Origin of the sequence: Holospora elegans E1 (assembly GCF_000648275.1) — a bacterium.
In the GTDB taxonomy this organism is placed as follows: Bacteria; Pseudomonadota; Alphaproteobacteria; order Holosporales; family Holosporaceae; genus Holospora; species Holospora undulata_A.
This window is the reverse complement of the sequence record NZ_BAUP01000130.1, coordinates 1-25091: the sequence shown is the minus strand read 5'-3', so window position 1 is coordinate 25091 and position 25091 is coordinate 1. Positions and strand designations below refer to the sequence as shown.

The following is a 25091-nucleotide window of genomic DNA, read 5'->3' as shown; positions in this document are numbered from 1 at the left end:
TAGTACGAGGCAATTGATATTCTGCGTTCCAAACTTCCAATTGGTGCCATCGAGCATTAAATGCATTTTAGGAACTGGCTCCCAAATGCTTGATATCAAGGCTTTTGAGAAGAGTCCAGAATCAATTACTTGTCTTTTTAAAAAAACTCCTGATGCGTTCAAGCTTGGATTTTATTGAAGGTGGAGAGTTCTTCTTGTGGATCAGCGCAGGATGCTGAACCTTTCGCTGATCGATAAGTACGAAGGTTCATTTGCATTAAACATTTTTGTTTATTTTTAATAAAATAGCCTCTCTTTCGGATCTTTTAAAGCCCCTTCAAAAAAGTGAGGGGGAGTATATGGTGCAAGTGTTTTGTTTTCCAAGATATATAATGGTATTTGCCCTGTTACTTTTTTGAAAATAGTGTTCCTGTTTTGAATAAGCCATCTAGGCCTAAACTTTACTTTACTTTACTTGTGTACAAACAATTTTGAATTAGGGGAAGATCAGGGAAATTGATAAAACTCTCACCAGCTGATTTCAGCTGTAGAACTTTTTTACGGAATTTTTGATAAACATTCTGGCGTAATTTATTCTCGTAGTACATGACTTTTTTATGTGACATTAGTCTGTTTAGTCCCAACACTATATGGTTTGGATTATGATTAAAGTTTGACGAATTTTGCTCAAACTCTTTAAGAATAATATCAAAGGGAGATATTTTAACGATTTAAGTTTACGTCGATGATTATAATATAGCTAAGATCATATAAAAGAGTCACAGATAAGAGTTGAAGATTTGATCAATCTAATAATTTTTAGTTCGTCGTATATGCTTAGCTTGAGCCCACTTTTTCTCAATAGGATTCAAATCAGGTGAATAAGAAGGTCAGTACAGTAATGTATGACAAGAGCTCTCAATAATTTTCCGTATTTCTATACCTTTGTGGAAAGAAGTATTGTCCATAACACTCACACTTTTTGTAGGTAGATTAGGTAATAAAACTCTGCTGCCCCCAAGATGTAACCCCCTTTGTAAGCCAGATTCAAACCAATTGCAATTGTATTTGTATTTGCCAATTAAAGCGCCTATGGGATTTGTTTCCCCCCAGTCATGAGAGCCTATAACACCGCTTACCTTTATCAGAGTACCAATGCGTTCTTGGTATATCATGAGCAAAACCACCTTCATCACTATAACCTATCTGCTTATAACCTATCTACTTATCTTCATTTTTCAATTTTTCAATTTTTTGGCAAAACATAGATTTTTTCTCTGGATCGGAGAATTGAGAGTTTTTTATACGTCACTCCTAAACGTTGTTTTGCATATCTTTACCAGAAGCGCTGACTCCTAACCCCTTACCCTCTTACCTCTTTCATAGCTACACCTATCTGGAAATTTTTCTGTATAATTTCTCTTTGTCTAATTTTGTCATTACTTGTCTAATTTTGTCATTACATAATTATACTCTATCTAGCTCCATTGTCACATTCTTTTTATGACGTTTTATCTATATAGTAATTTAGGTTGAATTGGATATTTTGAAGAAGCACGAAATAGCGTCGAATAGAGCGTTGAATTTTAGTATATTGCATTCAATCCCCCTCTTCATATTAGCCCAGAATTTCTCTATTGGATTCAAATGTTTAGTCCCAGTAAAAAATGGTTAGGATTAGGTATAAAATATTCAAGATGAATTGTCCACTGATTTAGAATAAATTGCCAAGGAGTTTTTCCTTTGATAGCTAAAATTAATATGAAAATTTGTATCAAAAAAATGAATATAATTATATTTAGCATGCTAGTAATTTCTTTTAACTCTGCATGGCCAGCTCCTAAACATGCACAACAAAAAATAAAGACTGATCAAAAAAAAACTCTAGACCAAGCCCCAAACAACTCCCCCAACTCACCTCCTGCTCCGCGACAAAGAAGCCACTCCTTCAGTTTTAATAACTCTCCGGAAACAAAAAATAATTTTAATAACTCTCCGGAAACAAAAAATAATTTTTCAGATTTTGAAGAATTAATGAAAAGAGAAAAAATGGAGGAAGAGCCAGAAAACAAACCACCTAGACCAAATAGAAAAAGTCAACCCGTACAGCGTAGACAAGATGAAATGGAAGAAGAAAAGCGATCAAAAATGTCACAAGAAGATCAGTCAAAAGACTCAGGAGAATCGTCACGACAAAAAAAAGAACAAAAATCCCCAGAAAATTCAGAAGAATCAGAACACGATCAAGCCCCAAGAAACCCAGACCAGATGGAACTAGAATAAAAAACACCCTACTGAGGTTCACTTGACCCCGTAGGCTGCATACATCTCTCTTTAAAAAAGCCCTTCTTTTTTTAGAAGAGCTTGCTTATAAAAAAGGATGTTCTAAGTGTTACCCCCCTTTCCACTCTTTTTTCTTAATTTTTACACACATAGCTTCTGGAACCAAAGCGTAATGAGAAAATTCCATAGAGTACGTAGCACGCCCCTGACTCATAGAACGTAAAGTATTCACGTACCCAAAAAGCTCAGACAACGGAACTTGAGCGCTGATTGTTTTTGCGTTCCCCTGATCTTCCATACCTTGTACTTGCCCCCTGCGAGAATTTAAGTCTCCCATAACGTCTCCCATGTAGGTTTCTGGTGTAACGACATCCACTTTCATTACGGGCTCTAAAACTTTTGGTCCTGCTTTTGCTGCTGCCTCTCTAAAAGCAGCTCTTCCTGCGATTTCAAAAGTTAAGGTGTTTGAATCAACGTCGTGATAAGAACCGTCTATCAAAGTTGCTTTGAAATCCACTGTGGGAAAACCAAACGACACCCCTGTTTGGCGCGCGTTATTGATCCCCTTTTCTACCGAAGGGATGTACTCTTTTGGAATCGCTCCCCCGATAATTTTGTTCTCAAACACAAAGCCAGCACCAGGCTCTAGAGGCGAAAAAATAATTTTAACCCGAGCAAACTGTCCAGCACCTCCTGTTTGCTTTTTGTGTGTATAATCAATTTCGTAAGTTTTAGAGATAGTTTCTCTGTAAGCTACTTGCGGAGCTCCCACAGTGGCGTCTACCTTAAACTCTCGCTTCATACGGTCAACGATAATTTCTAAGTGGAGCTCTCCCATTCCCGCAATTAACGTCTGCCCCGTTTCTTGATCAGAAGAAAAACGTAAAGAAGGATCTTCAGAAGCCAACTTAGACAACGCTAATCCCATTTTTTCTTGATCGCTTTTGGTTTTTGGCTCTACCGCTACAGAAATAACCGAATCAGGAAACTCCATACGTTCCAAAATAATCGGATCATTAATAGCACACAACGTATCCCCCGTTGTGGTTTCTTTTAACCCTGCTAAAGCAACAATATCCCCCGCTCTAGCTTCCTTTATGTCTTCTCGAGAATTTGCATGCATCAAAAGCATACGACCGATGCGTTCTTTTTTACCTTTAATCGTGTTTAGCAACGTCATTCCTGTTTCTAGTTTTCCTGAATAAACACGAAAATACGTCAAAGACCCCACAAAAGGATCTGTTGCTATCTTAAACGCCAACCCGGAAAGAGGAGCACCAAAGTCCGGCTTTCTATATACAACAGTCTCGGTGTCTGGAATAACCCCCTCTACATCTGGAATATCAAGAGGAGATGGCAAATAATCAAGGATTGCATCTAATAACGTTTGAACACCCTTGTTTTTAAAAGCAGATCCACACAATACCGGAACAAACGAAAAAGCAAGACTCCCTTTTCTTAAGCAACGCTTGATGTCTTGTTCTGTCAAGGCTTTGCCTTCCAAAAATTTTTCCAGTATTCCATCATCTTGCTCTACAACGGCCTCTAACAAAGCCCCTCTGTACGTTTGAACAGAACGAATAAGCTCAAGCGTTAATGTATTCTTAATGTGGAGCCTCAAAGCATCGAAATTTCCACCATCTTTAACTATTTGATCTTGAATTTCTTTTAAAAATTCATCGGTACGCTCTAAAGCATCGCTAGAAAGCCAATGAGAAATATCGCAAATACTAAATGTTTCACCAAGACTTTCTATATGCCAGTAAATCGCTTTCAACGCCACCAGATCAATAATCCCCATAAACGCGCCTTCTTTTCCTATGGGCAATTGAACTACTATAGGCTTACTTCCTAGACGTTCTTGAATCATATGAACGCAACGAAAGAAATCTGCCCCTAAACGATCCATTTTATTTACAAAGCAGATTCTAGGAACTTTATACTTATTGGCCTGACGCCAAACTGTTTCTGATTGAGGCTCAATCCCTGCAACACTATCAAATACTGCAACTGCGCCGTCTAGAACCCGTAAAGAACGCTCTACTTCTATAGTAAAGTCTACGTGACCAGGGGTGTCGATAAGATTGATCCGATGCCCATTCCAAAAACACGTCGTCGCTGCAGAGGTGATTGTAATGCCTCGTTCTTGTTCTTGTTCCATCCAATCCATAGTGGCAAGTCCTTCGTGAACCTCACCAATTTTATGACTTCGGCCGGTATAATACAAAATACGCTCAGTAGTTGTGGTTTTTCCCGCATCAATGTGAGCGATAATTCCAATATTACGATACAGATTTAAAGGGTGAGTTTCAGACATAATGCGAAAAAATCTCCTAATAGATATTAATGCTTAGCTTTGTATTTTTATTTTACCTTGATTTCGTTGAAAAAAAAAGCACACAAAGGAAATTAATCGCTTATAAATTTTTTTTCTAGATAAAAAATCAACTTAAGCAGTAAATTTTTTTAATTTTTATTTTTGTTTTTTGTTACATTATAAAAAAGTACACTTGTTAAATAATGAAGTGCCTTGTCGTTGATGACGATCTTGGGTTATTAGGCGTAATGTATCACTACCTCAGTCAACACCTTCCTCTACATTGGACTATTTATACCGCAAACAACGGGCTAAGCGCAAGAAAACTGCTACACCAGCACCACGGAGCACATATTTTAATCACAGACCGCCATATGCCAGGAGAAACCGGAATAAGCCTTTTACGATTTGTGGCAGAAATTTGGCCTAACACACGTTTTATTCTTATTTCCTCAGATCAAAAAGATTTACACATTGTTGAAGAAAACTTGTCTCATTTCTATTTTTCTCACCAACAAGGATTAGGAGCAAAGGGATTATTTCTGGTAAAACCTTTCTCCATGAGCACACTATTACAAGCAGTGTGTGAACTTATGGTAACATAAATCGTATTTTTTGATTTTTTCTAACTTCCCTCTTGCCAACTAATCATCCACAACTTTCCACAACCTCTTTACACCGCGTACACAAATGTCCCTCTTGAACATCTTTGTACTTTTTCCAACATCTTGGACATTTATGCCAACTCAAAACATCTATTTTTATCGCAGGACTATCTTGATCCCAAAAAATTTTAAGATCGGAAGTTAAGCACAATTCTAGTAAAATTTTTTCATAACACTCTTTATACTTTCCTGCAATTCCCTCATCTTTTTGTGTTAAGTAGATCTGAACACCTGCGTCAAGACTTCCCTTGATTTCTTTATTTTTCCGATAAGACTCCAGCGCCTCAGTCACTTGACCTCGAATGCTTAAAATATGCTCAACACAGCCTGCACCATCCCAATCTGCAAAACAAGCAGGAGGGGAAAATATATCTTGAAGATGAACTGACCAATATGCACACTCTTGTAGTACCTCTTCTTCTTTAAGCCAATTCAACAAGGTTCCGGTATTAGACTGAAGATCCTTTTTCCACTCACGAGTAGAAATAAAAGATCCAAGTCCAAAAACCTCTTTTCCAAAAATAGTCCACGCTTCTTCTGTTGTAAAGGGAAGAATAGGTGCCAAATGCTTACACAAAAAGATAAAGCAATACAGTAAAGTTGTTCGCACTTGATTTCGAGAAAAACTATCAAGAGCATCACAATACAACACATCTTTCTTAACGTCCAGATAAAAAACTGAAAGATCGGTACAAACCTGCATAACACTTTTCAAAAAATACTGAATGTTTAAACATCTCCCTTGAAAATCTGCCTGAGCTACTTTTTCCAAAGATAACGTCTCTAAAAGCTCTTGATGCGCACGAAACAAAGTGTACAAAACCCTGCGACTAAGAAAATCAAGCTGATGTATTGGCAAAATGTTTTCCACACCAATTCCTTGAAGAACCCCCAACATAAACCTTAAAGTATTTCTGTATTTCTTATACATGTCCTTAACTCGTGCGAAAACTTCATCTCCCACACGAATATCTTTTTCATAATCTTCGTGAGCAACCCACAAACGTAATAAATCTGCCCCATGCTCTTTTACAAACTCAACAGGGTCGATACCGTTGCCCTTAGATTTGGATTGCTTTTCCCCTGAGCTGTCTAACAAAAACCCATGAGTCAAAACACTTCGAAACGGGGGGCGCTCTTCTAACGCAATACCTGTCAACAATGAAGACTGAAACCACCCTCGATGTTGATCAGATCCTTCAAAATATGCCCAAGCAGGCCATAACGGCTGAAGTTCTGTACTGCACTCTTTAAGGACGGCTCTATAAGTCAAGCCCGATTCTAGCCAAACATCCATGATATCTTCTACTTTTATCCAATCTTGAGCAGAAATATCAGGAAACATATGGAAAGGAGCGTCCGTAAACCAGAAATTTACCCCTTCTTTTAAAACCCTTTCATACAATTTTTTAAATACAAGGGGATCGTTTAAACATGCTCCAGTTTTCTTATTTACAAAGAACATTAAGGGAATCCCCCAAGCACGTTGTCTTGAAATACACCAATCAGGCCGATTACGCACCATATTTGCCAGACGATGGGCTGAAGACTTTGGATGCCAAGAAACTTGTCCTTCTTCGATAGAACGCAGAGCCTTATTTCGTAAAGACTCTTCATGCCCTTTCTTATCTAGACGAATAAACCATTGGGGAGTAGCCCTATAGCATAAAGGCGTCTTAGAACGCCAAGAATGAGGATAACTGTGTAGGTAAGGATGAGAAAAAGCCAGCGTACCTTCTTTTTCTAAAGCATCTTTAATAACTTCTTCTGACTTCCACATATTTATGCCGGCAAAGGCGGGAACACAGCAAGAAAATGTTCCATCGGGAAGAATAGTTTCAGGAACTTCTAACTGATACTTAAGCCCCACAGCAAAATCTTCCGGACCATGAGCAGGGGCGGTATGGACCAACCCAGTTCCAATATCACACGTAACATGAGATGCAGGTAATAAAGGAACATCAAACGTATAGCCTAACGCGCGCAAAGGATGAAAACACCGAATACGCCGAAGATTTTCTTCTGTTAATGCAAATACATTACTGTAATTTTTAATCCCTAAGGTCTTTTGTATAAAAGGAACACGATCTTGGGCTACAATAACCCATTCTCCTTTTTTCCACATTAAGGAATCTTCATCTTCTATCTGAAGCGCTTCATAAGAAAGTTCTGGATGGTAACAAATTGCCCGATTTCCTGGCAAAGACCACGGTGTTGTTGTCCAAATCAAAACAGAAAAGCTAGAATTTTCTGCTGCAGAACACGAGTGCAAAAGCTCGCACCCCAGAGTGTTCTTTTGAATAGGAAACCTAACATACAGCGCAAGAGAGGTCACATCCTTGTACTCTACTTCTGCTTCCGCCAACGCAGTTTGTTCTGTACATGACCACAAAACAGGACGAGTTCCTTGATAAATAAACTCTTTTTGAAGAAGCTCAAAAAGCGCCTGAACAACGCAAGCTTCAAAATGCGCCTTCATGGTGTTATAGGGAGCGTCAAATTGTCCAATAACTCCAAGTCTTTGCATCGCTAGCGACTGCTCTTGTATCCACCGCTCAGCAAAAGCTTGGCAATCTGCTCGAAGCGTTTGCAAAGAAACTTCTCGCTTAGAAATTCCTTTTTTAAGATACTCTTTTTCCATTTGAGCTTCGATAGGAAGACCATGACAATCCCACCCTGGAACAAAGTCTATGTCAAATCCGTGCATAACATTTAACCGATTCACAGTGTCTTTTAGGATTTTATTTAGTGCATGCCCCAAATGAATAGGCCCATTAGCATAAGGAGGGCCGTCTGCAAGAACCTTCAAGGGACGCCCCTTTCTTAAATCTCGAATGCGCGCATAAAGACCTATGTTTTGCCACCATTCCAGAATAAAAGGCTCCCGCAATCCGAGATCTCCTTTCATGGGAAAATGAGTTTTAGGAAGTGAAACTGAATAAGAAGTACTCATCGTGATAAAAAACACCACAAAATTTCTTCATTGTATCCGGATTTTTACTAAAAAAACAATCCATACCAATCAAGATTCTGCTTGATTTTTCTCACTTTTTTTAAATCAATGAATATCAGACGAATAAAATTTTTCAATAATTTGTGTTTTTATTCAATACAATAAATATTGCAATTTTATTTGTAATTAAAAAAATGATTTTTTTATTTTTAATATGTTATTAATTATTGTTTCTATCAGCAAGCTCCTTTGCAATCCATGCCCCCCTCCAGAACAAGAAGAACCCAGGCAAGCAAACAGACAAGAATAAATAGATTCGCAAAATCTTGAACTAATAGAACTAGAGACTTCAGATTTTGGGGGGAATAAGAGAATTAAAATTTAAAAAAAAGACAACTACAGAGAAACGAAAGCTTAGAAGACAAAAACTTTGAACAATTTTTAGAATACGATTTAAGAGAAATTTTAAAACCTTTATTCAAAAGCTATAATGTAAAGGTTATGAAACAAAAGTTTTTTAATTTATCAAAGGAAGATAGATAATTTGAAAAATTTTCTAAATTTTCTAAAAAAACAAAGAAAATTTCATCAAAACTCTAGAAGTATTAGGAAAAAGAAAAACTGACGATCCTTTATTTTTTGAAAAAATTAATTTAAGTCACAAAGAGTTTAATGAAATCACGCAAGCACTCCCCCCCTTCTCTTTTTCAACAATTAGCCTTGAAGTAACAGAAGAAATTCCTTCGCTTTGGAAAAATTTAAAAATATTTTTTGGAACTTTTATAGTAAAGAAAATATAAATGATTACAAATAGCATTCATTGATTTTTTCTTCGATAATCCCTTGTTTGAGCGCATTTATGTTTAATGGGAGTTAAGATCTGGAAAACAATATGGCGGTAAATAAAAAAGTTCGTGCCCATCCTTTCCCAGATCTTCTTTCATCTTTTCCCCCTTATGAAAAGTCCCGTTATCCATAACGAGTACACTTCTAGGCAGTAGTTTTAGAAGAAGTCCTTGAATTACCCAAGCATCAAAAAAGCTGTGTTAAGAGAAGGTTGAAATAAACTCACAATAAGCCCCCTCTTTAGGAAATATCCATGAGTTCTTTGCTGAGCAAAGCTACTTTCATCGATAACAATGTCATAAAGAATCTGGAAAGCTCTTAACATCTAATATAAAAAGTTAATTTGTTATTTTCTTAGAAAACCAAAAAACTTATTGCCCGTTCCTTTTTTTCTTTAATAATTTTTTAATATATTCTTCTGCGTCTTCTATTGGGCGATATAGAGCTTGAGTAAAATCAAATAGGACTCTCATCTTGGGGATAGCTGCACTCCTCTCTTCTTTATACACATCAAGAAGATCGTTGCTTGTTTTTAAAAAAAATTCCTTTAGTGTTTTTTGGTATCCCTGAAGTTCCTGAAGTTCTGGTGCACTATGAGGATAGTTCTTAATTTTATCTTTTTGTATTAAGAATTGCTTGTAGTAATCTTTTTGTCTAGCGTAGTCATCCTTGTATGTACCACTTTTTTCTTCATCAGATTTATCGAAATCAAAGAAAAATAATAGACTTAGCGCCCGCCCTATGTTTTGAACGTAAAGAGATCTCACTATTTTAAAAAAACTCTCAGCGTAGAGTTCCCTAGTTTTTGTTTCATTTTGTTTCATTAATTCTTCACTAAAATTTTTAAAAACATCAATAAAAGGCGTTGCTAGATTAGAATATATTCTTGATGGTTGGAAGGTATGGATTTCTTGGCCAGCATAGACTACTGTATTTGCACATAAGGCAATCATAAGTAATTTATTTAACATTTTTATTTACAAGTTAGTTCGTACTCTTTTATTCTATCAAAAAAATGTAAAAATTTAATAAAGACCATACTCCCCCCTCACTTTTTTTCAGGTAGTTTAAAAGATCGCTGAAATCAAAGAATAAGAGTTTATCTTTGATCCACCTGAGTCCCCTTGTGAAGTATGAATACCAAAGGCACTCTGACTGTTTTTTTGTAAGCAATTTCTTGTGTAAGGCCCGTTATAGAAGCGTATAAAATAGCAACAGCGACAATGGTCATAAGTTTGGAAAGTCTTCCCAAATCTTTCATAGGGGTATTTCCCATCTTTGTTTGTTTAGTACCCGGTCTTTATCTTGAGCAAATGAAATGACAAGGTACGCATCTTTAATCTTTTTACCTACGATAAACCCCCTAGGATCATCCAGCATGTTATACAGATGGCGGCTTTCGTCCGTATTTAGGTGAGTAAAAAAATCCTTCAAAGACTTTTTAGAAGTGCCGAAGTTGGCCAATTGATTATCTTTTATACGGATAAAAAAAGGGATCTTGTGGTCACACAAATAAGTCAAACAAATAAGTCAAACAAATAAGTGATCCAATCTTTGCCCACAAATTCGCGATCAGCTGAAAAGGAGAGAATTTTATCGACCCCAAAGATTTCCTTAAATTGGCTTAATAAACTGATGCGTGCTAGGGTGTGCGAATTTTCCTGGTGATCAAGCATGCTCTAAAACAAAGGAAACGTAATCTTTCCAACTTTAACAGCTAGTACGAGGCAATTGATATTCTGCGTTCCAAACTTCCAATTGGTGCCATCGAGCATTAAATGCATTTTAGGAACTTGCTCCCAAATGCTTGATATCAAGGCTTTTGAGAAGAGTCCAGAATCAATTCCTTGTCCTTTTAAAAAAACGCCTGACGCGTTCAAGCTGGGATTTTATTGAAGCTGGAGCGTTCATCTTGTGGATCAGCGCAGGATGCTGAACATTTTGCTGATCGATCATACTAAGTACGAAGGTTTTAAAAGTCTCTGCGCGGGATGAGAGGTTAATTTGCATTAAACATTGTTGTTTATTTTTAATAAAATAGCCTCTCTTTCGGATCTTTTAAAGCCCCTTCAAAAAAGTGAGGGGGAGTATGGGGTAAATCATGAAAAAAGTTATTTTGTTGTTATGTTCTATTATGTTATCAGCGGGTATTGCGTTTGCTGACGGCTGTTTTATTGCAAAAGAAAATGGAAAAGTTTTACAAAGTGAGGGTGACCCGGAAAAGCGCTATGCACCTATGTCTACTTTTAAAATCACTTTAAGCCTCATAGGATTTGATTCTGGTATTCTTATAGATGAAATGCATCCTGTATGGCCTTTTAAAGAAGGTTATGTTGATTGGCGAGAGGTTTGGAAGCAAGATCAAACTCCCAAAAGCTGGATGAAAGAATCCTGTGTTTGGTATAGCCAAGTTTTAACAAAACAACTTGGCATGGAAAATTTCAAGAAGTATGTCACAAAATTTGATTACGGAAATAAGGACCTTTCAGGAGACAAAGGACAAAACAACGGCCTTACAAATGCTTGGTTATCGAGTTCTCTGCAGATTTCAAGCGCAGAGCAAGTCGCCTTTTTACAGAAGATGCTAGCGGGAAAATTGCCTGTTAAGCTGCACGCAGTAACAATGACAAAAAATATCCTATTTGTAGAAGAGTTAAAAAACGGCTGGAAGTTTTATGGCAAAACAGGAAAGGGCAGTCTGTTAAATGCCTTTGGTGTAAAAAATCCTGATTTATATCATGGCTGGTTCATTGGTTGGATTGAAAAAGGCGATAGAAGAATTATTTTTTCAAACCACATAGAAGACGATAAAAAAGAAGAGATTGGGGCCAGTCAGCGTGCCAAGCTAGACGCAAAAGAAAAAATGACAAAAATTATAGATCGAATCGAAGGTAACAAATGACAACAATAACATACGAAGAGTTTGAGCGAGTGAATTTACGCTCTGGTACGCTTGTCAAAGTAGAAGAATTTCCAAGGGCAAAAAATCCGGCATTCAAAGTGTGGGCAGATTTTGGACCTGAGATTGGCATATTGCAGACGTCAGCTCAGGTGACTGTGCATTATACGCCACAGACTCTTATTGGGCGCCAAATTGTGGGATGCGTTAATTTGGGAGAGAAAAATATAGCAGGATTTACCTCTCAGTTTTTGCTTGTGGGATTTGCAGATGAAAGCGGCGCTATATGTTTGATAACAGCTGATCAAAAGGTTCCTAATGGACAAAAAATGCATTAACATGAGACGCTTCATCTTTACCGGCACTCCAGGAAGTGGAAAAACCTCTTGTCTAAAAGAGCTAGAAAAATTAGGGCATGCAGTCATTCATGAAGCTGCAACGGATGTAATTAGCAGAGCAAGCTAATGGCTGCGATGCGCCATGGGAAGAGCCTGAGTTTGTCGATAAAATTACACTTATGCAAAAAGAGCGGCAGATGAATACTGCTGGAGATCTGAAGTTTTATGACCGCGCGCCACTTTGCACCTGCGCCCTTGGTAAATATTTGGCCAATTGGAAAAATACAGAATTTAAGCCTTCGCCTGTGTTGCTTGATGAAATTGATCGTTGCCTAAAAAACGGCGTTTACCAGAACCATATATTCTTTTTTGAAAATCTAGGGGTTATCGAACATACCGACGCCAGAAAAATAAGCTATGATGATGCTTTAATTTTTGAGCAGATCCACCTCGATGTGTATAAAGAATTTGGCTTTGATATCATTGTGGCACCCAAAGGGCTGACGGTGCAAGAGAGATGTGATTTTATTTTAGAGAGAGTGAAATGAAAGAAAGTTTTTTGTCACCAACAGGCCCGTATAAGATTTGGACTAAACAGTCCGATGAAATGCACATTTTCATGCAGGTAGCCAGCCATCTTATCAAAGTCCTTGGCAAGCATGGCAGTATAATAGCTCTCAGCAAGGCCCAAATTATTAGTTGTGTTCATTCAAACTCCTATTATAGTATAAGCATGCTGATAATTTGGACACTGATATATCAAGAGATAAAGAGGTAGGTGTTAAAAGTTTGCTTGGGTACAAACTGAAAAAGACCCAACATGCCCTGCGCCTTCATATGGATGAAGCTTTAAGAACTATTAATCTCACCACTCCGCAATATGCAGTGCTTGCGCAATTAGAGCTAAAGCCAGGAACGTCTAATGCGACACTTGAAAGGTCAGCATTTATCACCGCCAAAACCATGCACGGTATTGTCTCTAATTTAGAAAAACGGGGTTTAATTCAGCGTAAAAATGATGTTTCCCATGGTAAGATTTTGTGCACAGAATTGACGGATCAAGATCACAAAGTTGTTATCCAAGCCCATGATATGATACGTGCTTTTACAAATGCAGTGAAACAAGAAGCCATAGATGTGATCGAAATGAGCTTAAGCCCCGGAGATTTCTATGTGCTCACCCATGGCAATATTTGTCCTGACAACGTATTTGACCACGAAGATAAGGACAAGCTTCAGCTGATTGATTTTGAGTGGGTAAGGCCTGGAAGTAGCTTACTAGATGCAACTTATTTTAGGATGAACTTCCCAACCTGTTGGTGTGCCAAAGCTTTGCCCGAAGAAGTGATATTAGAGTTAGAAGGATTGTATAGGCAAACAATTGCAAGCAAAATTAAGGCTAGCCTTGATGACGCCAAATACAATGAAAGCTATGCAGCAGCTTGTGGGTTTTGGCTACTCAGCTCTATGCCATTTGCCCTGCGCATCATGGATAAAGATGAGTGCTGGCCATCTGGTCCTGTACCTGTTGATTCATTATGGAAGCAAGAAGCAAACTTGGCTAGGCCACGCTTTATCTCAAGATTGCAAGCATTTATCCAGGTATCAAAAGCCTATAATCTACTTCATCATTCACGCAAGTCAGCTGAGCAAACGCTAGCAAAAGCTTATGAAAAATGGGATGACGCCAAACCACTTGATTTATATCCTGCGTTTCAAAATTAAAACTCTAAGCGGGAAGTCTTATTCTTTGGGGTTTTGACTTGATCACTTACTATCGTCTTCAAAAATCTCACTTTTCTTTTCTTGAAAGGGGCTTGCGTCATAAAACAACTCGATTTTAGAGATGAGTCGATCCGTGAATTCCATCAGCACTGCCGCTCTGAACTTACCAATCGGGGCTGGAACGACCATATCGTAGGCGAACATAATCTGATCGCCGTCCGCAAAACGTGACCTGATTTGGATATCCTGCAATATGCCACCAAAGTTTTTCGCCGCTGTAACAACTGCATCTTTGCCATGCATTTCTGCAAGTGGCCCGATGAAATGCACATTGTCATGGAGGTAGCTCGCCATCTTATCAAAATCCTTGGCAAGCATGGCATTGTAATAGCTTTCAGCAAGGTTCAAATTATCAGTTGTATTCATATCAAACTCCTATTATAGTATAAGCATACTGATAATATATTGTAAGGACACTGATATATCAAGAGATAAAGAGGTAGGTGTTAAAAGTTTGCTTGGATATAAACTGAAAAAGACCCAGCATGCTTTGCGCCTGCATATGGACGAAGCTTTAAGGACTCTTGATCTCACCACTCCACAATATGCAGTACTGGCTCAATTAGAATTAAAGCCAGGGGCGTCTAATGCGGCACTTGCAAGGTCAGCTTTTATAACTGCTCAAACCATGCACGGCATTGTCTCTAATTTAGAAAAGCGAGGGCTTGTAGAGCGTAAAAGCGATGCTTCTCATGGTAGAATTTTATGTACAGAATTGACGGATCAAGGGCACAAAGTTGTGACTCAAGCGCATGATATGATACGTGCTGTTGAATCACGCATGCTATCTACCGTAAGTGGAGAACATAAGGTTCTGCTCGAAAAACTACTCCTTGAGTGTTTTAATAATTTGCAGTAGCTAGAGATATTTACCCTCTAAATCAATCCTTGATTGAATATTTGGATCATTCATAATCATACAAATTTCTCTCTTCAGATACAGGATAAACGACTCATGGATGACTTAGATGCTCAGGAGGCCTATGAAAAATAGGCTCAGCGTTACCGAGATTAATAATTGGGAAACCTAGGATTTCTTGCACAACCCAATAAACTCCTCCATGAGATACAATCAAAACAGGGCCTTTGTGTTGTAATGCCTTTTCTAGTCCTCGCTTAATTCTTGATGAAAAGTCAGCGTAGCCTTCCGCTCCTTTGATATCTTCTCCGTTCCGCCAACCATTGATCCATAAACCGTTGCCTTTGAGCTGGCCTTCTTTTTCGCCCCAGCATGCCTCTTGTAATTCAGTGATTTCGATGATAGGAGCTTTTATGTGCTGGGCAATGATACCTGCCGTCTTGCGAGCTCTTAGCAAAGGCGAGCTAACAATCGTCGCTATAGGTTCATTTTTTAGCAATTCTGCTGCATTTAAACCTTGAGAAACGCCTCGATCATTGAGAGGGATATCTTGGCTGCCCATGGCTCTATGCTCAAGGTTCCAATCCGTTTCACCGTGCCTAAGGAAATAAAATGGCTTGAGAGGAAGTCCTGTCATAATTCTTTCCGTAAATAAAGTTTCGCCATATGACCTTCATTTTCATATCCGATGCGTTTATAAAATTCATGAGTGCCGTCCTGAGCACGTCTCAGACCAGAGGTTAGGTCAATAATGGCTGGTGAATGTTGTTTTGCAATATCTTCAACAAATTTCATGAGTTTTTTTCCTATACCCATATTTCTGTGGTTTGCTGATACAACGATCCCAACAATAAAAAAGCGAGTTGCATCTGAGATCAAATGATCCGTTTTTGTCCAAGCAACAAATCCTGTAATTTCTTCATTCATTTCGCATACGGCAACGCCAAAACCAGAATTACTCGAGAATTTTAAAAACCTTCTATTCAAATCCTCCAAAGTAGCCGGGTAACCTAGCTCTGATAAAAGAGGCAAAAGTCTAGGGGTATCATCAATTGTCGCGCGCCTTATCATCCCAAAATCTTTTTCATATAATAGACGTAGGCTTTCTGAAAAAGTCACTTTATATCAAGTTAAAAACCATCTTTTGCCATGCGACGGGATAAAGCACGCATTAACCTGCGACGCCCAGCTTTTTTCTGCTCTTTACGCTTTTTTGAAGGCTGAATATACGCCTCCCTTTTCCGAATTTCTTTTACGAGCCCCTCCAACTGAAGTCTCCGCTTTACTTCTATTAACGCTTTTTCTACGTTTCCGTCTTTAACAATAACTGCCACTTTACTTTATGCTTTTATACCATCGTCATAGATTTTATCACACTCTTTGGACTTGATCAATCACCTTTTGATTTTATCGAACTATATAGCTAAATTAGTATAAAAAGATTGCGAGAGATGGAATTGGAATAAGTGATCAATTAAGCAAAGTAATGTTCTTCTTACATGTTGGGCTTAGGCTCATTTTTTCTTATAACCTGTATTCATGATTCAGCTATTCTTCTTAATAGGATCATGGAATGGGCTATCATGATCATGTTTCCAGCAGTCGCTATGGCAATTTCATAATCTTTAGATACCCTTCGCAAATAATTTAGCAATGCTAAATGTTCTTTCGATAATCCAACGCTTTAGCAAGCATGGCCCATTCTTGAGATATGTGCTCTGAGATTGCCATAGTATTTATTCGATATAGTTCTCACAAATTCCTCCATGGGTTTTCCATATCCAGCATCTGCACACACTTCCTTTAATGTAGGATATTTTTGCAACATTTCCTTAAAAACTCTGCACCCAGCACCTGTGTCATTGGCCTTATGAACCGTGATATGGATCAGATTGCCTTGCGTATCAACACCACTATGCCGTTTACGTATCTTTTTTCCCCCATCTATACCTATTTTTTCTGAGGCTCCTGTGGGTTTAACACTTGTTTTAACACTTTGTGAATGATGCTATAGCTGGGATTCTTACTCCTTTCATACTTAATTCGGCCTGTCTTAACAAGTTTATTCATTACTTTTTCCCATACCCCCTTAATCCTACATCGTCTATAAAACATGTACCGTCGAATATGGTGAAAAATCTTTTGGTCGCATGCGCCATTGATAACTGCTCTTGATTATATAAAATACTGCATTACCCCCCCTCTTTTTTGTTGTATTTGCTTTTATTGCCGTAATTTCCGCTATCAAAATGATGCTTTATCACATCCCTCTCTTTTAAATCGCTTGGTTAATTCATCTTCTGCACCTTCAAGCCTTTTTTATCACACTTTTTTATTCATGAATACAGGTTCTCGATAAAAATATGTTATAATAAAAAGTCTTAAATTTCTTTTTTTATTCAATTACATATAGTATAAGAGATTTAAGACGTATTATTTGTAGATAAATTTTATTTTTTCTTAATTTTTCCTATCCAAAATATAGCGTGCTGCTTCCATTTTATCCATTCCTTTATCTACAAGCTTGGCCCAATCTGCCTTTTCATCTGGAGTGGTTGCTTGACCAAAATCCACACCATCCACCTGAAAACTAAAAGGATTGACCATGCCTTCTGCTGTTTGAGTCAAAGAAGCTCCCAGCCAAAAAACAAAAAATAGTCGTCTTACGCTCATAATCATCCTCCATTCATTCATCTTAAAAAATGACATCTCTAAACCGTTAGCAAATTGATTTCCTTTATTTTATGCCAAAAGACTTAATTTTTTATTTGAACTAAGAGAGTATACATTAAGCCGTTTGGCTTGTCTGCTTTTAGATAGACTTTTAATACAACTTCTTCTATCATTCTTAGTGTGATATATAGATGTTTTTTGTAATGAACTTTGTGCGCTCTTTAAAAACGATAAAAGGTACGTTGATGTGGCTTCTTGTTGCAATGTATTATTTTTATGAAATGGTATTAAGGGCGTCTTCTGGTGTTCTGGCTAATGATTTTATGGAAACTTTTCATATTCAAGCCACGCAATTAGGAATATTATCAGCAGTCTATGGATATGCGTATTCAGGTTTACAAATCCCTTGCGGAATATTATTAGATAAGATTGGAGTTCGTTATTTGGTTAGTATTTCTTGTGCGTTTTGCGGATTTGGCGCGCTTTTATTAGGAACGGCTTACTATTATCCTGTAGCAATTTTTGGGAGAGTGTGTATTGGCATTGGGTCAGCGTGTGCCTTTATCAGTACATTAAGACTTATCGTAGAGTGGTTTGATATAAAAAATTTTCCTTTAATGGCGGGGTTAACTAACGCTATTGGGTGTCTTGGAGGGCTTTGCGCTTCTTATCCTCTTTCGAAATTAGTAAATATTTGGGGATGGCGGATGGCGTTATGCGCACTTTCTGGATTTGGATTGCTTTTGGCAGCGATTATATTTGGGTGTGTGCGAGATAGACCAAAACAAAATGTTCATGAAGGTCTGCTAGAAGAAGAGCGTGAAAATAATGATGTAGGTTTCGTTGAGTCTCAGAAAAAATCATTATTTAGTGTTTTTCTTACTCAAGCGTCACAATGGGTTAGTTTCTTTTTACCGGTTATTAAGAGCGCTCAGGTATGGGGTGCAGGCTTGATTGGTGCTTTCCTTTATGCACCGCTGGTTGTTTTCGCAGAGGCATGGGGAGTTCCTTTTCTTCAAACCGCTTATGGGGTGACGTCTTCTGTTGCATCTAATGCTAGTATGGCTATGTACGTATTTTTTTCTTTGGGAAGTGTGCTAGTCCTTCCCTTGTGTCAACGATGGAAAAGCTACTGGCGTGCAATTGTTTGGGCAACTCCTATTATTTCTGCAGGGCTTGGAATGATTGCCTTATGTTCTGGGATCGTTCCTTTTTTTGTAGTAATCTTTCTGTGTGCAGGAATTGGAACAGCAATGGGAGCGCAAGTATTAGTGTTTACTCTTGCCAATCAAGCTCTTCCTTCTAAATTTTCTGGAACCGCAAGTGCCTTAACCAATACCATTATTATGGGACTTTCATACGTAATGCAAGAAGGGTTTGGAAGAGTTATGGATTACTTTTGGGATCAAACAAAAAGTGCGGCCGGAACTCCAATGTACGGTACAACTCCTTATGTTTATGCTTTATTATTTCTTTCTGGTATGACATTGCTAGCTTTTCTTGGATTTATTTTCTTAAAAAGTGATTATCCTAAAACTGAGCAAGACGAATAATGTTTTATCGTTCTTTACCTTATTTCAATTGAGGACGGGCCTTAATATACTCATGCTAAATAAATTGCTTAAAAGTTTAATTTTATGTGTTAATAATTTTTCTTATGCAAAGATTTCTGAAAGAAGAAGATCCTATTGCGTTAATAACGCAGCATCGGAAAGAAAAGAACCGACGCGTAAAAGATACAGTTTTGTTATCAGGGTAAAGCTATCGTCAAATTGCTAAGGCTCTTTTGATTGACGATCAGTCGAGGAGTATAAGGAAGATCAAAAGTTAATGGTGTCAAGCGGGGGCTCTGTAAGCAAGCTGAATATTTCACAAACAGCAGAACTTATCGAACATTTGGAAAGCCACAACGTATATGAAAATATAAGTTATAAGTGATATCTGCGGCTCATGTTCTTGAACCCTATGGCTGCGATTCAAGGCAAGACGTTGTGGCTGCACGCACATAATTTTTCATTTAAAAAGCCAGCGGCACGGCCTGCAAAGGCAGATCCAGCCAAGCAGAAAGCCTTTATTCATTATTTTACGAGACGGTGATGACAACACCGCCGAAGAATGAATCCATCCTGTTTGGTGATGGCATGCCCCCCCCATGACTGCCTACACGCATGAACCTGATGGGAGCCTTGGATTTGACGGGTGGTGTTCTTAAAAACCTTGAAAACGTTTTTTGATCCGCTGAAAGACGCTTATCCAAAAGCGCCTAACATTCACCGGATCTTGGATCAAGGACCCTACAAGCAAAGACACCCAAAAAGCAGAAAAAAAAGGAGGATTGAGGTGCATTATTTGCTCTCCCTATAGCCCTCAACCTGCCCCTATCGAAGAATGAACATGTGCGCAATAATCGATTTTTCGTCTCTGCCAAAGAGTTTTGAAAGAGTATGCTGCATTTTTTCGACTAAACCTGAAACAACATCGCTATGGATCTTGTCGAGCGCGTCAATGATAACTTTCAACGCATTAGTCCAACACTTTCAGTTTGATTTGGTCTATTCACAGGAAAATCTCCGCGTGAATTGCATTTTTTTAATTTTCGTTGAATACTTGTGTAAGTAAATCTCATGTTTGGAGAAAATACATTTTTCCTGCTCTGTACAAGAAAATACCTAAAGAAAATTTTTGATATGCTCCCCTATACGTTACACCACAATGCATCAATGGTTTGTTTTCATTGAAGATACTTAAGGTAGAGCTTCGTATTATAGAAAGCACGGAAAACTTGTAATTGTTTATGCGGGTAATTAGGTTCATCATTGTAAACATAGGTCCCTATAAAAAGTATATTTTTTGTATTTTTTTAGCAAAATGTTTGATTGCAATAGATACTACGCTTAAACCTTTTTTGGTCAAACAGTTTATTAATATAGTTTCTCACCATCAAAAAGGAAGCTTATGGAACGTGTTTATTCTTTATGCAGTGTTGCAATTTATGTTGATAAGCATGTGGAACATAAGCGATTATTGTGTGACTCGCTACACAATCAATTTTCGATTAAACGTAGCGGAAGTTTTTATGAAAAAATTATATGAATATCCATACAGTTTTTTTCAAAATCAGCTTTCTGGAGCTTTAACATCAAAAATTAATGATGCTTTTCAGTATTTGCCACATTTGATTTTATAACAATAAATTCGTTTTTTATTTTTTTCTATTAATTATTATTTCTATTTGTTTGCTTGCAAAGGTTGCATTTATTTTTGTATTGAGTATGGGGATTTGGGTTGCGTTATTTTTTGCAATTATTTCTATTTCTATGAAAAAAAGTATAGCTCTTAATAAAGAGTGTGCCGAAGAAAAATCTAAAATAATGGGCTTGATTTCAGACTATTTTACTAATATTATGAGCGTTAAACTTTTTGCAACACAATCTTTTGAGCAAGATCGTTTTTTTAAATTAAAGAATTTTTTTATAAACGTAGCCGAAAAAGGAGGGACCTACCACACTTGGTTGTATGGGGGATTAAGCCTTCTTACGTCTGGGTATGCGTTGTTGTTCGTAAGCGCGCTGATTTTTGGTTATCAAAACGGTATCGTAAGTCCGGGAGATTTTGCATTGGTTATTATGATTAATTTCAATATTATCAATACAATTTTCCAGCTTTCTTATACATTAAGAAACTTCATAGCCAACTGGGGAGAAGTAGACCAAGCGCTGGCGTTGTTAGAAGAAGGCGAGCCAACACATTTAGACCAGCCAAAGGCCACAGCCTTAAAATGTCATAGCGGAGAAATCACTTTTTATCGAGTGGCTTTTCAGTATAAGGGGACGGAAATGCTTTTTCAAAATAAATCTCTTACCATTAAGTCCGGACAAAAAGTAGGGTTAGTTGGTTATTCAGGAGGGGGAAAATCTACTTTTGTAAATTTAATATTAAGGCTTTACGATGTTACTCATGGTGCTATTTTGATCGATGATCAAGATATTAGGGATGTTACTCAAGACAGCTTAAGAAAAAATATTTCTATGATTCCTCAAAATCCTATGCTATTTCATCGCAGCGTAATGGAAAATATTCGTTATGGTCGAATTGAAGCTACAGATAAAGAGGTCATTGAAGCAGCGAAAAAAGCTCATGCGCATGAATTTATAAAAAAGTTACCGCAAGTCTATGATTCGTTAGCAGGAGAGCGTGGCATTAAGCTTTCTGGTGGACAATGTCAACGTATTGCCATTGCTCGTGCTATTTTAAAAAACGCTCCTATTCTTATTCTTGATGAAGCAACTAGCCAACTTGATTCTGTCACAGAAAGTCTGATTCAAGAATCTTTATGGACATTGATGAAAAACAAGACAACGATTGTTATTGCCCACCGCTTGTCAACACTTTTGCATATGGATCGCATTTTAGTTTTTGATAAAGGAAAGGTCGTAGAAGATGGAACGCACAGTGAACTTCTTAAAAAAACAGGACTTTATAAAAATCTATGGTGCGCTCAGGTTGGAAGCTTAAGTGATGAAAGCTCAAAGAATAATCCCTAAATAAAATTTTCAAAACAAAATAGGAATTGAAGACTGAAAAATTATTCCAAGCCCCCACCTCTTTCAGGGAAAAGATAAAACGTTTTCCCTTGAGCAAAATAACGCTCGACGCCGTTATTGGTTTACAAGATTTCGTCGCCTCCGTTGCAAAAACACGATCATTTGAAATGCTAGAGGTAACACTACGTATTTTTGCGACACTAAAACTTTGAAAATTCATAATGCTATCTTTGGTTAAAAGTCTCAAAAATTTTAAATTTTATTGCATTAATAAGTTTTTGCAACAGTCCTAATAAAATGAGCCCCATAAATTTTAGGTATGAGAAAGGAAAATAATGAATAAAAAACGCACATGCAAGGAGTTGTTTTGTGAAAAAATTTCTGGGATAATAGAAAAAGTTATTGTGGCGTAACGCTAAAAGAGGAAAAATCCGGCTGTGGAAGAAGTAGTAGTACAAGTATCTCATGGTATATCACTTTGGGGGTTGTTTTGGCAGGCAGATTGGATCATAAAGGGTGTGATGTTGGGACTTTTGGGAGCGTCTGTCGTTTCGTGGAGTATTATTGTTGGAAAATCTCTTCAATTGCGTAAGCTATATCAGGAAGCATCAGATACTCAAGAGTCGTTTGAAAAAGAATCATCAAATTATTGGGAGCACGTGCGTCCCTGTTCTTGGAGTATGCCTTTTGCTTATGTTGTTAGTTTGTTTGTAAAAGAGTCTCGTCGAGGAACGTCTTCTGTGTGGCGTCAAAAAGTAGAGAACATTTTGGAAGCTTACTTAGAAAATCAAAGAGATTATTTGATGAAAAGCATGGGAACGCTTGACACAATTGGGTCCATTTCTCCTTTTGTTGGATTGTTTGGAACTGTTTGGGGCATTATCAACAGCTTTAAGGGGATTGCAAGTTCAGGTTCCACCAGTATTGCTGCAGTTGCTCCCGGGATGGCAGAAGCTTTGTTTGCAACAGCCATTGGGCTAGTGGCGGCCATTCCGGCTGCTGTTGCATACAATCGGCTGAGTCTTGGCATTCAAAGTTATATGACTAAACTGGAAGGGTTTTGTCGTATTGTTCACGTTGCTCACCTTGATCACTAAAGGAAAATCGTTTTTATGAAATTAAGAAAGTATCGAAGACATATCAAGTCTCATTCAGAAATCAATGTAACCCCCCTTGTCGATGTCATGCTGGTATTATTGGTGATCTTTATTGTGACTACCCCGTTAATGCATAGTAATGTGTGTGTTAATTTACCAAAAGCTGGTCAGGGAGTTTCTCAGTCTACGCAGTCTGCTCCTTTAACAGTTTCGATAAATAAAGATGGAGATCTGTTGTTTCAAGAGCAAAAAATGACTTCTGATGTTCTGTTAGAACGGTTGAGTGTGCTTGACCCCGATCATCAAGAAACCATTTATATTGAAGCGGATAAAGCGTTAGTCTATGAGCAGTTAGTTCAGCTAATGATATGTCTTTCTCAATCTGGTTTTACAAAGTTAATGCTGGTTACTGAAGCACAGGAGCGTCCAGTTTCAAAAAAGAAAAGTACATCAAAAAATAATGGATAAAAATGAGAGCATTAAATTGGATAATATCTCTAGGATTTCATGGATTGATCGGAATAGGGATCTTTTTTGGCAATCGATTTTCTAAGATTGAACTTCCAGAGCAAACAGCGCCTTGCAATATTCCTTTGGATATTCAAAATTTTGCTTCAGTTTCCAGAGCTCCAAAGTCAAAACCAAAATCAGAGAAAGTTAGAGAACAAAAAAAAAGCAAGTCTATTGCAAAAGATATTGAAGCTTCTCCAGATCAGGCGGAAAATCCTCCTTCTTTTGATGAGGTGTTGGATCATCTAGAAGAAAAGAATAAAGAATCTGAAATAAAGAAGAAAAAAAAGTCTTCCTCGTCTTCTAAGAAGCAAAAAAAAAGAGTTCGGAAAAAAGTTCAAAAAGCGGGGGGGGCGAAGAAGACATTCACAGTATACTAAAAGATATCACGGAACGTCCTGATGGAGCTTCTGCTGAAACTCCGGAAGTTGATCCTGATTCTCAGTCTTCTTATGGGGCATCGCAAGTTGGTCAGGATATTGCGGTGAGTATATTAGATCGTGTTCAAACGTTGTTACAAAACGCTTGGCGTCTTCCAGCGTTATCAGGAAATGGGGAAAAATTGGTGGTGTTAGTAGAGCTAGAGCTTAATCCTGATGCTACAGTAGCAAGAGCCACTATCGTTGGGGGGACAACGAACCATCCAGCCTATGCCATTGCTGCAGAAAGTGCGGTTGCTGCAGCTTTTGATCCCAGCTGTAATCCTCTTCCGTTGCCTCTTGATCAGTACCATAAATGGAAAAAATTACGTATTCATTTTTCTCCTCAATGAGGTATTTCTCCCCTCAAAATTATTAAATGCACATACAATTAGCTATGAATCTTTTTTTAATAATGATATATTAGATAAAAAAGATAAAAGTATAGACTTTCAGCAGTAATTTTTTTTAATTCTCTTGGACTAAGAGTCGATCTTTAAATGAGCGCTCCACAGTGAAAGCCACGTGGTATCATTGTAGAGCAAAGTCGAGAAAAATCTGCACTTGCCCCATGTCTTCTTCCTTCTGCATCTCTATATAACTATACCAAATCAAAGTGAAAGTGTTGGACTAATGCGTTGAAAGTTGTCATTGACGCGGTCGACAAGATCCATGGCGATGTTGTTTCAGGTTTGGTCGAAAAAATTTGCAGCACACTCTGGCAAAACTCTTTGGCAGAGACGAAAAATCGATTGTTGCGCACATGTTCATTCTTCTCTGGTTGGGGGCTAGGGAGGGAAAATAATGCACCTCAATCCCTCTTTCTTTTGCTGCTTTTTGGGTGTCTTTGCTTGTGGGGGCCTTGATCAAAGATCAGGCAGAACGGCGCCTTTGGATAAGCATCTTTCCGCTGATCAAAAAACG

The 25091-nt window shown here is 37.8% G+C and carries 33 protein-coding genes and 1 pseudogene; 17 read left to right on the top strand and 17 right to left on the bottom strand.

The genetic code is table 11. The annotated features are described in order from the left end of the window. Positions 1–1782 precede the first annotated feature (1782 nt). The gene (locus HE1_RS05435; RefSeq protein WP_006288632.1) at positions 1783–2262 is read left to right on the top strand and encodes a hypothetical protein; all 480 of its coding nucleotides are present in this window, start codon (positions 1783–1785) and stop codon (positions 2260–2262) included. Between the two features lie 109 nt (positions 2263–2371). Here HE1_RS05435 and fusA read toward each other — a convergent pair whose 3' ends face one another. Then, positions 2372–4579, bottom strand: a complete 2208-nt coding sequence (fusA, locus tag HE1_RS05430) for an elongation factor G (RefSeq protein WP_035545530.1) — start codon at positions 4577–4579, stop codon at positions 2372–2374. Positions 4580–4782: 203 nt separating this feature from the next. Between fusA and HE1_RS05425 the strand changes: the two genes are divergently transcribed. Then, complete coding sequence (locus HE1_RS05425) at positions 4783–5184, top strand: response regulator (protein ID WP_035545528.1); 402 nt, start codon at positions 4783–4785, stop codon at positions 5182–5184. A 43-nt stretch (positions 5185–5227) separates the two neighbouring features. Here HE1_RS05425 and ileS read toward each other — a convergent pair whose 3' ends face one another. The 9 genes from ileS to HE1_RS09110 all read right to left on the bottom strand — a co-directional run bounded on the left by ileS (position 5228) and on the right by HE1_RS09110 (position 11053). Next, positions 5228–8215 carry an isoleucine--tRNA ligase gene (gene ileS, locus HE1_RS05420; RefSeq protein ID WP_162531294.1) on the bottom strand — a complete coding sequence of 996 codons (2988 nt, stop codon included), beginning with the start codon at positions 8213–8215 and terminating at the stop codon, positions 5228–5230. A gap of 640 nt (positions 8216–8855) precedes the next feature. Next, positions 8856–9014 carry a hypothetical protein gene (locus HE1_RS09125; protein WP_162531293.1) on the bottom strand — a complete coding sequence of 53 codons (159 nt, stop codon included), beginning with the start codon at positions 9012–9014 and terminating at the stop codon, positions 8856–8858. Between the two features lie 46 nt (positions 9015–9060). Further along, positions 9061–9195, bottom strand: a complete 135-nt coding sequence (locus HE1_RS10490) for a transposase (RefSeq protein ID WP_373279907.1) — start codon at positions 9193–9195, stop codon at positions 9061–9063. Between the two features lie 219 nt (positions 9196–9414). Continuing rightward, a complete protein-coding gene (locus tag HE1_RS05415; RefSeq protein ID WP_035545526.1) occupies positions 9415–10014 on the bottom strand; it encodes a hypothetical protein in 600 nt (199 codons plus the stop codon). Positions 10015–10142: 128 nt separating this feature from the next. Then, positions 10143–10319, bottom strand: coding sequence for a hypothetical protein (locus tag HE1_RS09120; protein WP_162531292.1), 177 nt, complete (start codon positions 10317–10319; stop codon positions 10143–10145). Beyond that, positions 10301–10507, bottom strand: a complete 207-nt coding sequence (locus HE1_RS05410) for a hypothetical protein (protein WP_206537254.1) — start codon at positions 10505–10507, stop codon at positions 10301–10303. The genes HE1_RS09120 and HE1_RS05410 overlap by 19 nt, the downstream gene beginning before the upstream one ends. A gap of 53 nt (positions 10508–10560) precedes the next feature. Then, entirely contained in the window at positions 10561–10719 is a 159-nt protein-coding gene (locus HE1_RS09115; RefSeq protein WP_162531291.1) for a hypothetical protein, read from the bottom strand. Between the two features lie 3 nt (positions 10720–10722). Then, the gene (locus HE1_RS05405) at positions 10723–10923 is read right to left on the bottom strand and encodes a hypothetical protein (RefSeq protein ID WP_035545521.1); all 201 of its coding nucleotides are present in this window, start codon (positions 10921–10923) and stop codon (positions 10723–10725) included. Continuing rightward, positions 10883–11053 carry a hypothetical protein gene (locus tag HE1_RS09110; RefSeq protein ID WP_162531290.1) on the bottom strand — a complete coding sequence of 57 codons (171 nt, stop codon included), beginning with the start codon at positions 11051–11053 and terminating at the stop codon, positions 10883–10885. The genes HE1_RS05405 and HE1_RS09110 overlap by 41 nt, the downstream gene beginning before the upstream one ends. A gap of 91 nt (positions 11054–11144) precedes the next feature. Here HE1_RS09110 and blaOXA point away from each other — a divergent pair, with 91 nt between their 5' ends. The 5 genes from blaOXA (at position 11145) to HE1_RS09800 (ending at position 14005) form a co-directional block, all read left to right on the top strand. Next, entirely contained in the window at positions 11145–11945 is an 801-nt protein-coding gene (gene blaOXA, locus HE1_RS05400) for a class D beta-lactamase (protein ID WP_035545520.1), read from the top strand. Next, positions 11942–12280, top strand: a complete 339-nt coding sequence (locus HE1_RS05395; RefSeq protein WP_006299421.1) for a tRNA-binding protein — start codon at positions 11942–11944, stop codon at positions 12278–12280. Before blaOXA ends, HE1_RS05395 begins: the two co-directional genes overlap by 4 nt. Position 12281: 1 nt before the next feature. Continuing rightward, entirely contained in the window at positions 12282–12407 is a 126-nt protein-coding gene (locus tag HE1_RS10050) for an AAA family ATPase (RefSeq protein ID WP_200863632.1), read from the top strand. Positions 12408–12459: 52 nt separating this feature from the next. Next, entirely contained in the window at positions 12460–12828 is a 369-nt protein-coding gene (locus HE1_RS05390) for an AAA family ATPase (RefSeq protein ID WP_024161518.1), read from the top strand. Positions 12829–13024: 196 nt separating this feature from the next. After that, on the top strand, positions 13025–14005 hold the full coding sequence (locus HE1_RS09800) for a MarR family winged helix-turn-helix transcriptional regulator (protein WP_242837219.1): 981 nt from the start codon (positions 13025–13027) through the stop codon (positions 14003–14005). A gap of 42 nt (positions 14006–14047) precedes the next feature. Here HE1_RS09800 and HE1_RS05370 read toward each other — a convergent pair whose 3' ends face one another. Continuing rightward, positions 14048–14431, bottom strand: a complete 384-nt coding sequence (locus tag HE1_RS05370) for a nuclear transport factor 2 family protein (RefSeq protein WP_006299424.1) — start codon at positions 14429–14431, stop codon at positions 14048–14050. Positions 14432–14519: 88 nt separating this feature from the next. Between HE1_RS05370 and HE1_RS05365 the strand changes: the two genes are divergently transcribed. Further along, positions 14520–14924 carry a MarR family winged helix-turn-helix transcriptional regulator gene (locus HE1_RS05365; protein WP_006299425.1) on the top strand — a complete coding sequence of 135 codons (405 nt, stop codon included), beginning with the start codon at positions 14520–14522 and terminating at the stop codon, positions 14922–14924. A gap of 94 nt (positions 14925–15018) precedes the next feature. On the opposite strand, the gene HE1_RS05360 is transcribed toward HE1_RS05365, so the two are convergent. The 5 genes from HE1_RS05360 to HE1_RS05345 form a co-directional block, all read right to left on the bottom strand. Then, the gene (locus HE1_RS05360; protein WP_035545512.1) at positions 15019–15561 is read right to left on the bottom strand and encodes a histidine phosphatase family protein; all 543 of its coding nucleotides are present in this window, start codon (positions 15559–15561) and stop codon (positions 15019–15021) included. Further along, a complete protein-coding gene (locus HE1_RS05355; protein WP_084491151.1) occupies positions 15558–16043 on the bottom strand; it encodes a GNAT family N-acetyltransferase in 486 nt (161 codons plus the stop codon). Before HE1_RS05355 ends, HE1_RS05360 begins: the two co-directional genes overlap by 4 nt. A gap of 11 nt (positions 16044–16054) precedes the next feature. After that, positions 16055–16258 (bottom strand): 30S ribosomal protein S21, encoded by a 204-nt coding sequence (gene rpsU / locus HE1_RS05350; RefSeq protein WP_006288777.1) that lies wholly within the window; start codon positions 16256–16258, stop codon positions 16055–16057. Positions 16259–16608: 350 nt separating this feature from the next. Next, positions 16609–16854 carry a transposase gene (locus HE1_RS10485; protein ID WP_373279906.1) on the bottom strand — a complete coding sequence of 82 codons (246 nt, stop codon included), beginning with the start codon at positions 16852–16854 and terminating at the stop codon, positions 16609–16611. Positions 16855–17384: 530 nt separating this feature from the next. Further along, positions 17385–17603 carry a hypothetical protein gene (locus HE1_RS05345; RefSeq protein WP_162480412.1) on the bottom strand — a complete coding sequence of 73 codons (219 nt, stop codon included), beginning with the start codon at positions 17601–17603 and terminating at the stop codon, positions 17385–17387. A gap of 197 nt (positions 17604–17800) precedes the next feature. On the opposite strand from HE1_RS05345, the gene HE1_RS05340 reads away from it, so the two are divergent. Continuing rightward, positions 17801–19150: an MFS transporter gene (locus HE1_RS05340; protein WP_024161439.1), complete on the top strand. Its 1350-nt coding sequence runs from the start codon at positions 17801–17803 to the stop codon at positions 19148–19150. A gap of 397 nt (positions 19151–19547) precedes the next feature. Next, a complete protein-coding gene (locus HE1_RS07580) occupies positions 19548–19694 on the top strand; it encodes a winged helix-turn-helix domain-containing protein (RefSeq protein WP_084491143.1) in 147 nt (48 codons plus the stop codon). A gap of 281 nt (positions 19695–19975) precedes the next feature. On the opposite strand, the gene HE1_RS09795 is transcribed toward HE1_RS07580, so the two are convergent. Further along, on the bottom strand, positions 19976–20116 hold the full coding sequence (locus tag HE1_RS09795) for a hypothetical protein (protein ID WP_242837217.1): 141 nt from the start codon (positions 20114–20116) through the stop codon (positions 19976–19978). 353 nt (positions 20117–20469) lie between these two features. Here HE1_RS09795 and HE1_RS09790 point away from each other — a divergent pair, with 353 nt between their 5' ends. The 7 genes and pseudogenes from HE1_RS09790 (at position 20470) to HE1_RS09100 (ending at position 25033) form a co-directional block, all read left to right on the top strand. Further along, positions 20470–20784 carry a 6TM ABC transporter family protein gene (locus HE1_RS09790; RefSeq protein ID WP_242837216.1) on the top strand — a complete coding sequence of 105 codons (315 nt, stop codon included), beginning with the start codon at positions 20470–20472 and terminating at the stop codon, positions 20782–20784. A gap of 601 nt (positions 20785–21385) precedes the next feature. After that, positions 21386–22141: pseudogene (locus HE1_RS10480) on the top strand (ABC transporter ATP-binding protein); the annotation flags it as partial. Positions 22142–22578: 437 nt separating this feature from the next. Then, on the top strand, positions 22579–23238 hold the full coding sequence (locus tag HE1_RS05325; RefSeq protein WP_023492489.1) for a MotA/TolQ/ExbB proton channel family protein: 660 nt from the start codon (positions 22579–22581) through the stop codon (positions 23236–23238). Positions 23239–23253: 15 nt separating this feature from the next. Continuing rightward, complete coding sequence (locus HE1_RS05320) at positions 23254–23706, top strand: biopolymer transporter ExbD (RefSeq protein ID WP_006303456.1); 453 nt, start codon at positions 23254–23256, stop codon at positions 23704–23706. Positions 23707–23708: 2 nt separating this feature from the next. Further along, positions 23709–24128, top strand: a complete 420-nt coding sequence (locus HE1_RS05315; protein WP_035545506.1) for a hypothetical protein — start codon at positions 23709–23711, stop codon at positions 24126–24128. After that, the gene (tolA, locus tag HE1_RS05310) at positions 24113–24520 is read left to right on the top strand and encodes a cell envelope integrity protein TolA (protein WP_505662171.1); all 408 of its coding nucleotides are present in this window, start codon (positions 24113–24115) and stop codon (positions 24518–24520) included. Before HE1_RS05315 ends, tolA begins: the two co-directional genes overlap by 16 nt. Before the next feature lie 285 nt (positions 24521–24805). Beyond that, on the top strand, positions 24806–25033 hold the full coding sequence (locus tag HE1_RS09100; protein ID WP_162531287.1) for a hypothetical protein: 228 nt from the start codon (positions 24806–24808) through the stop codon (positions 25031–25033). Positions 25034–25091: the final 58 nt, after the last annotated feature.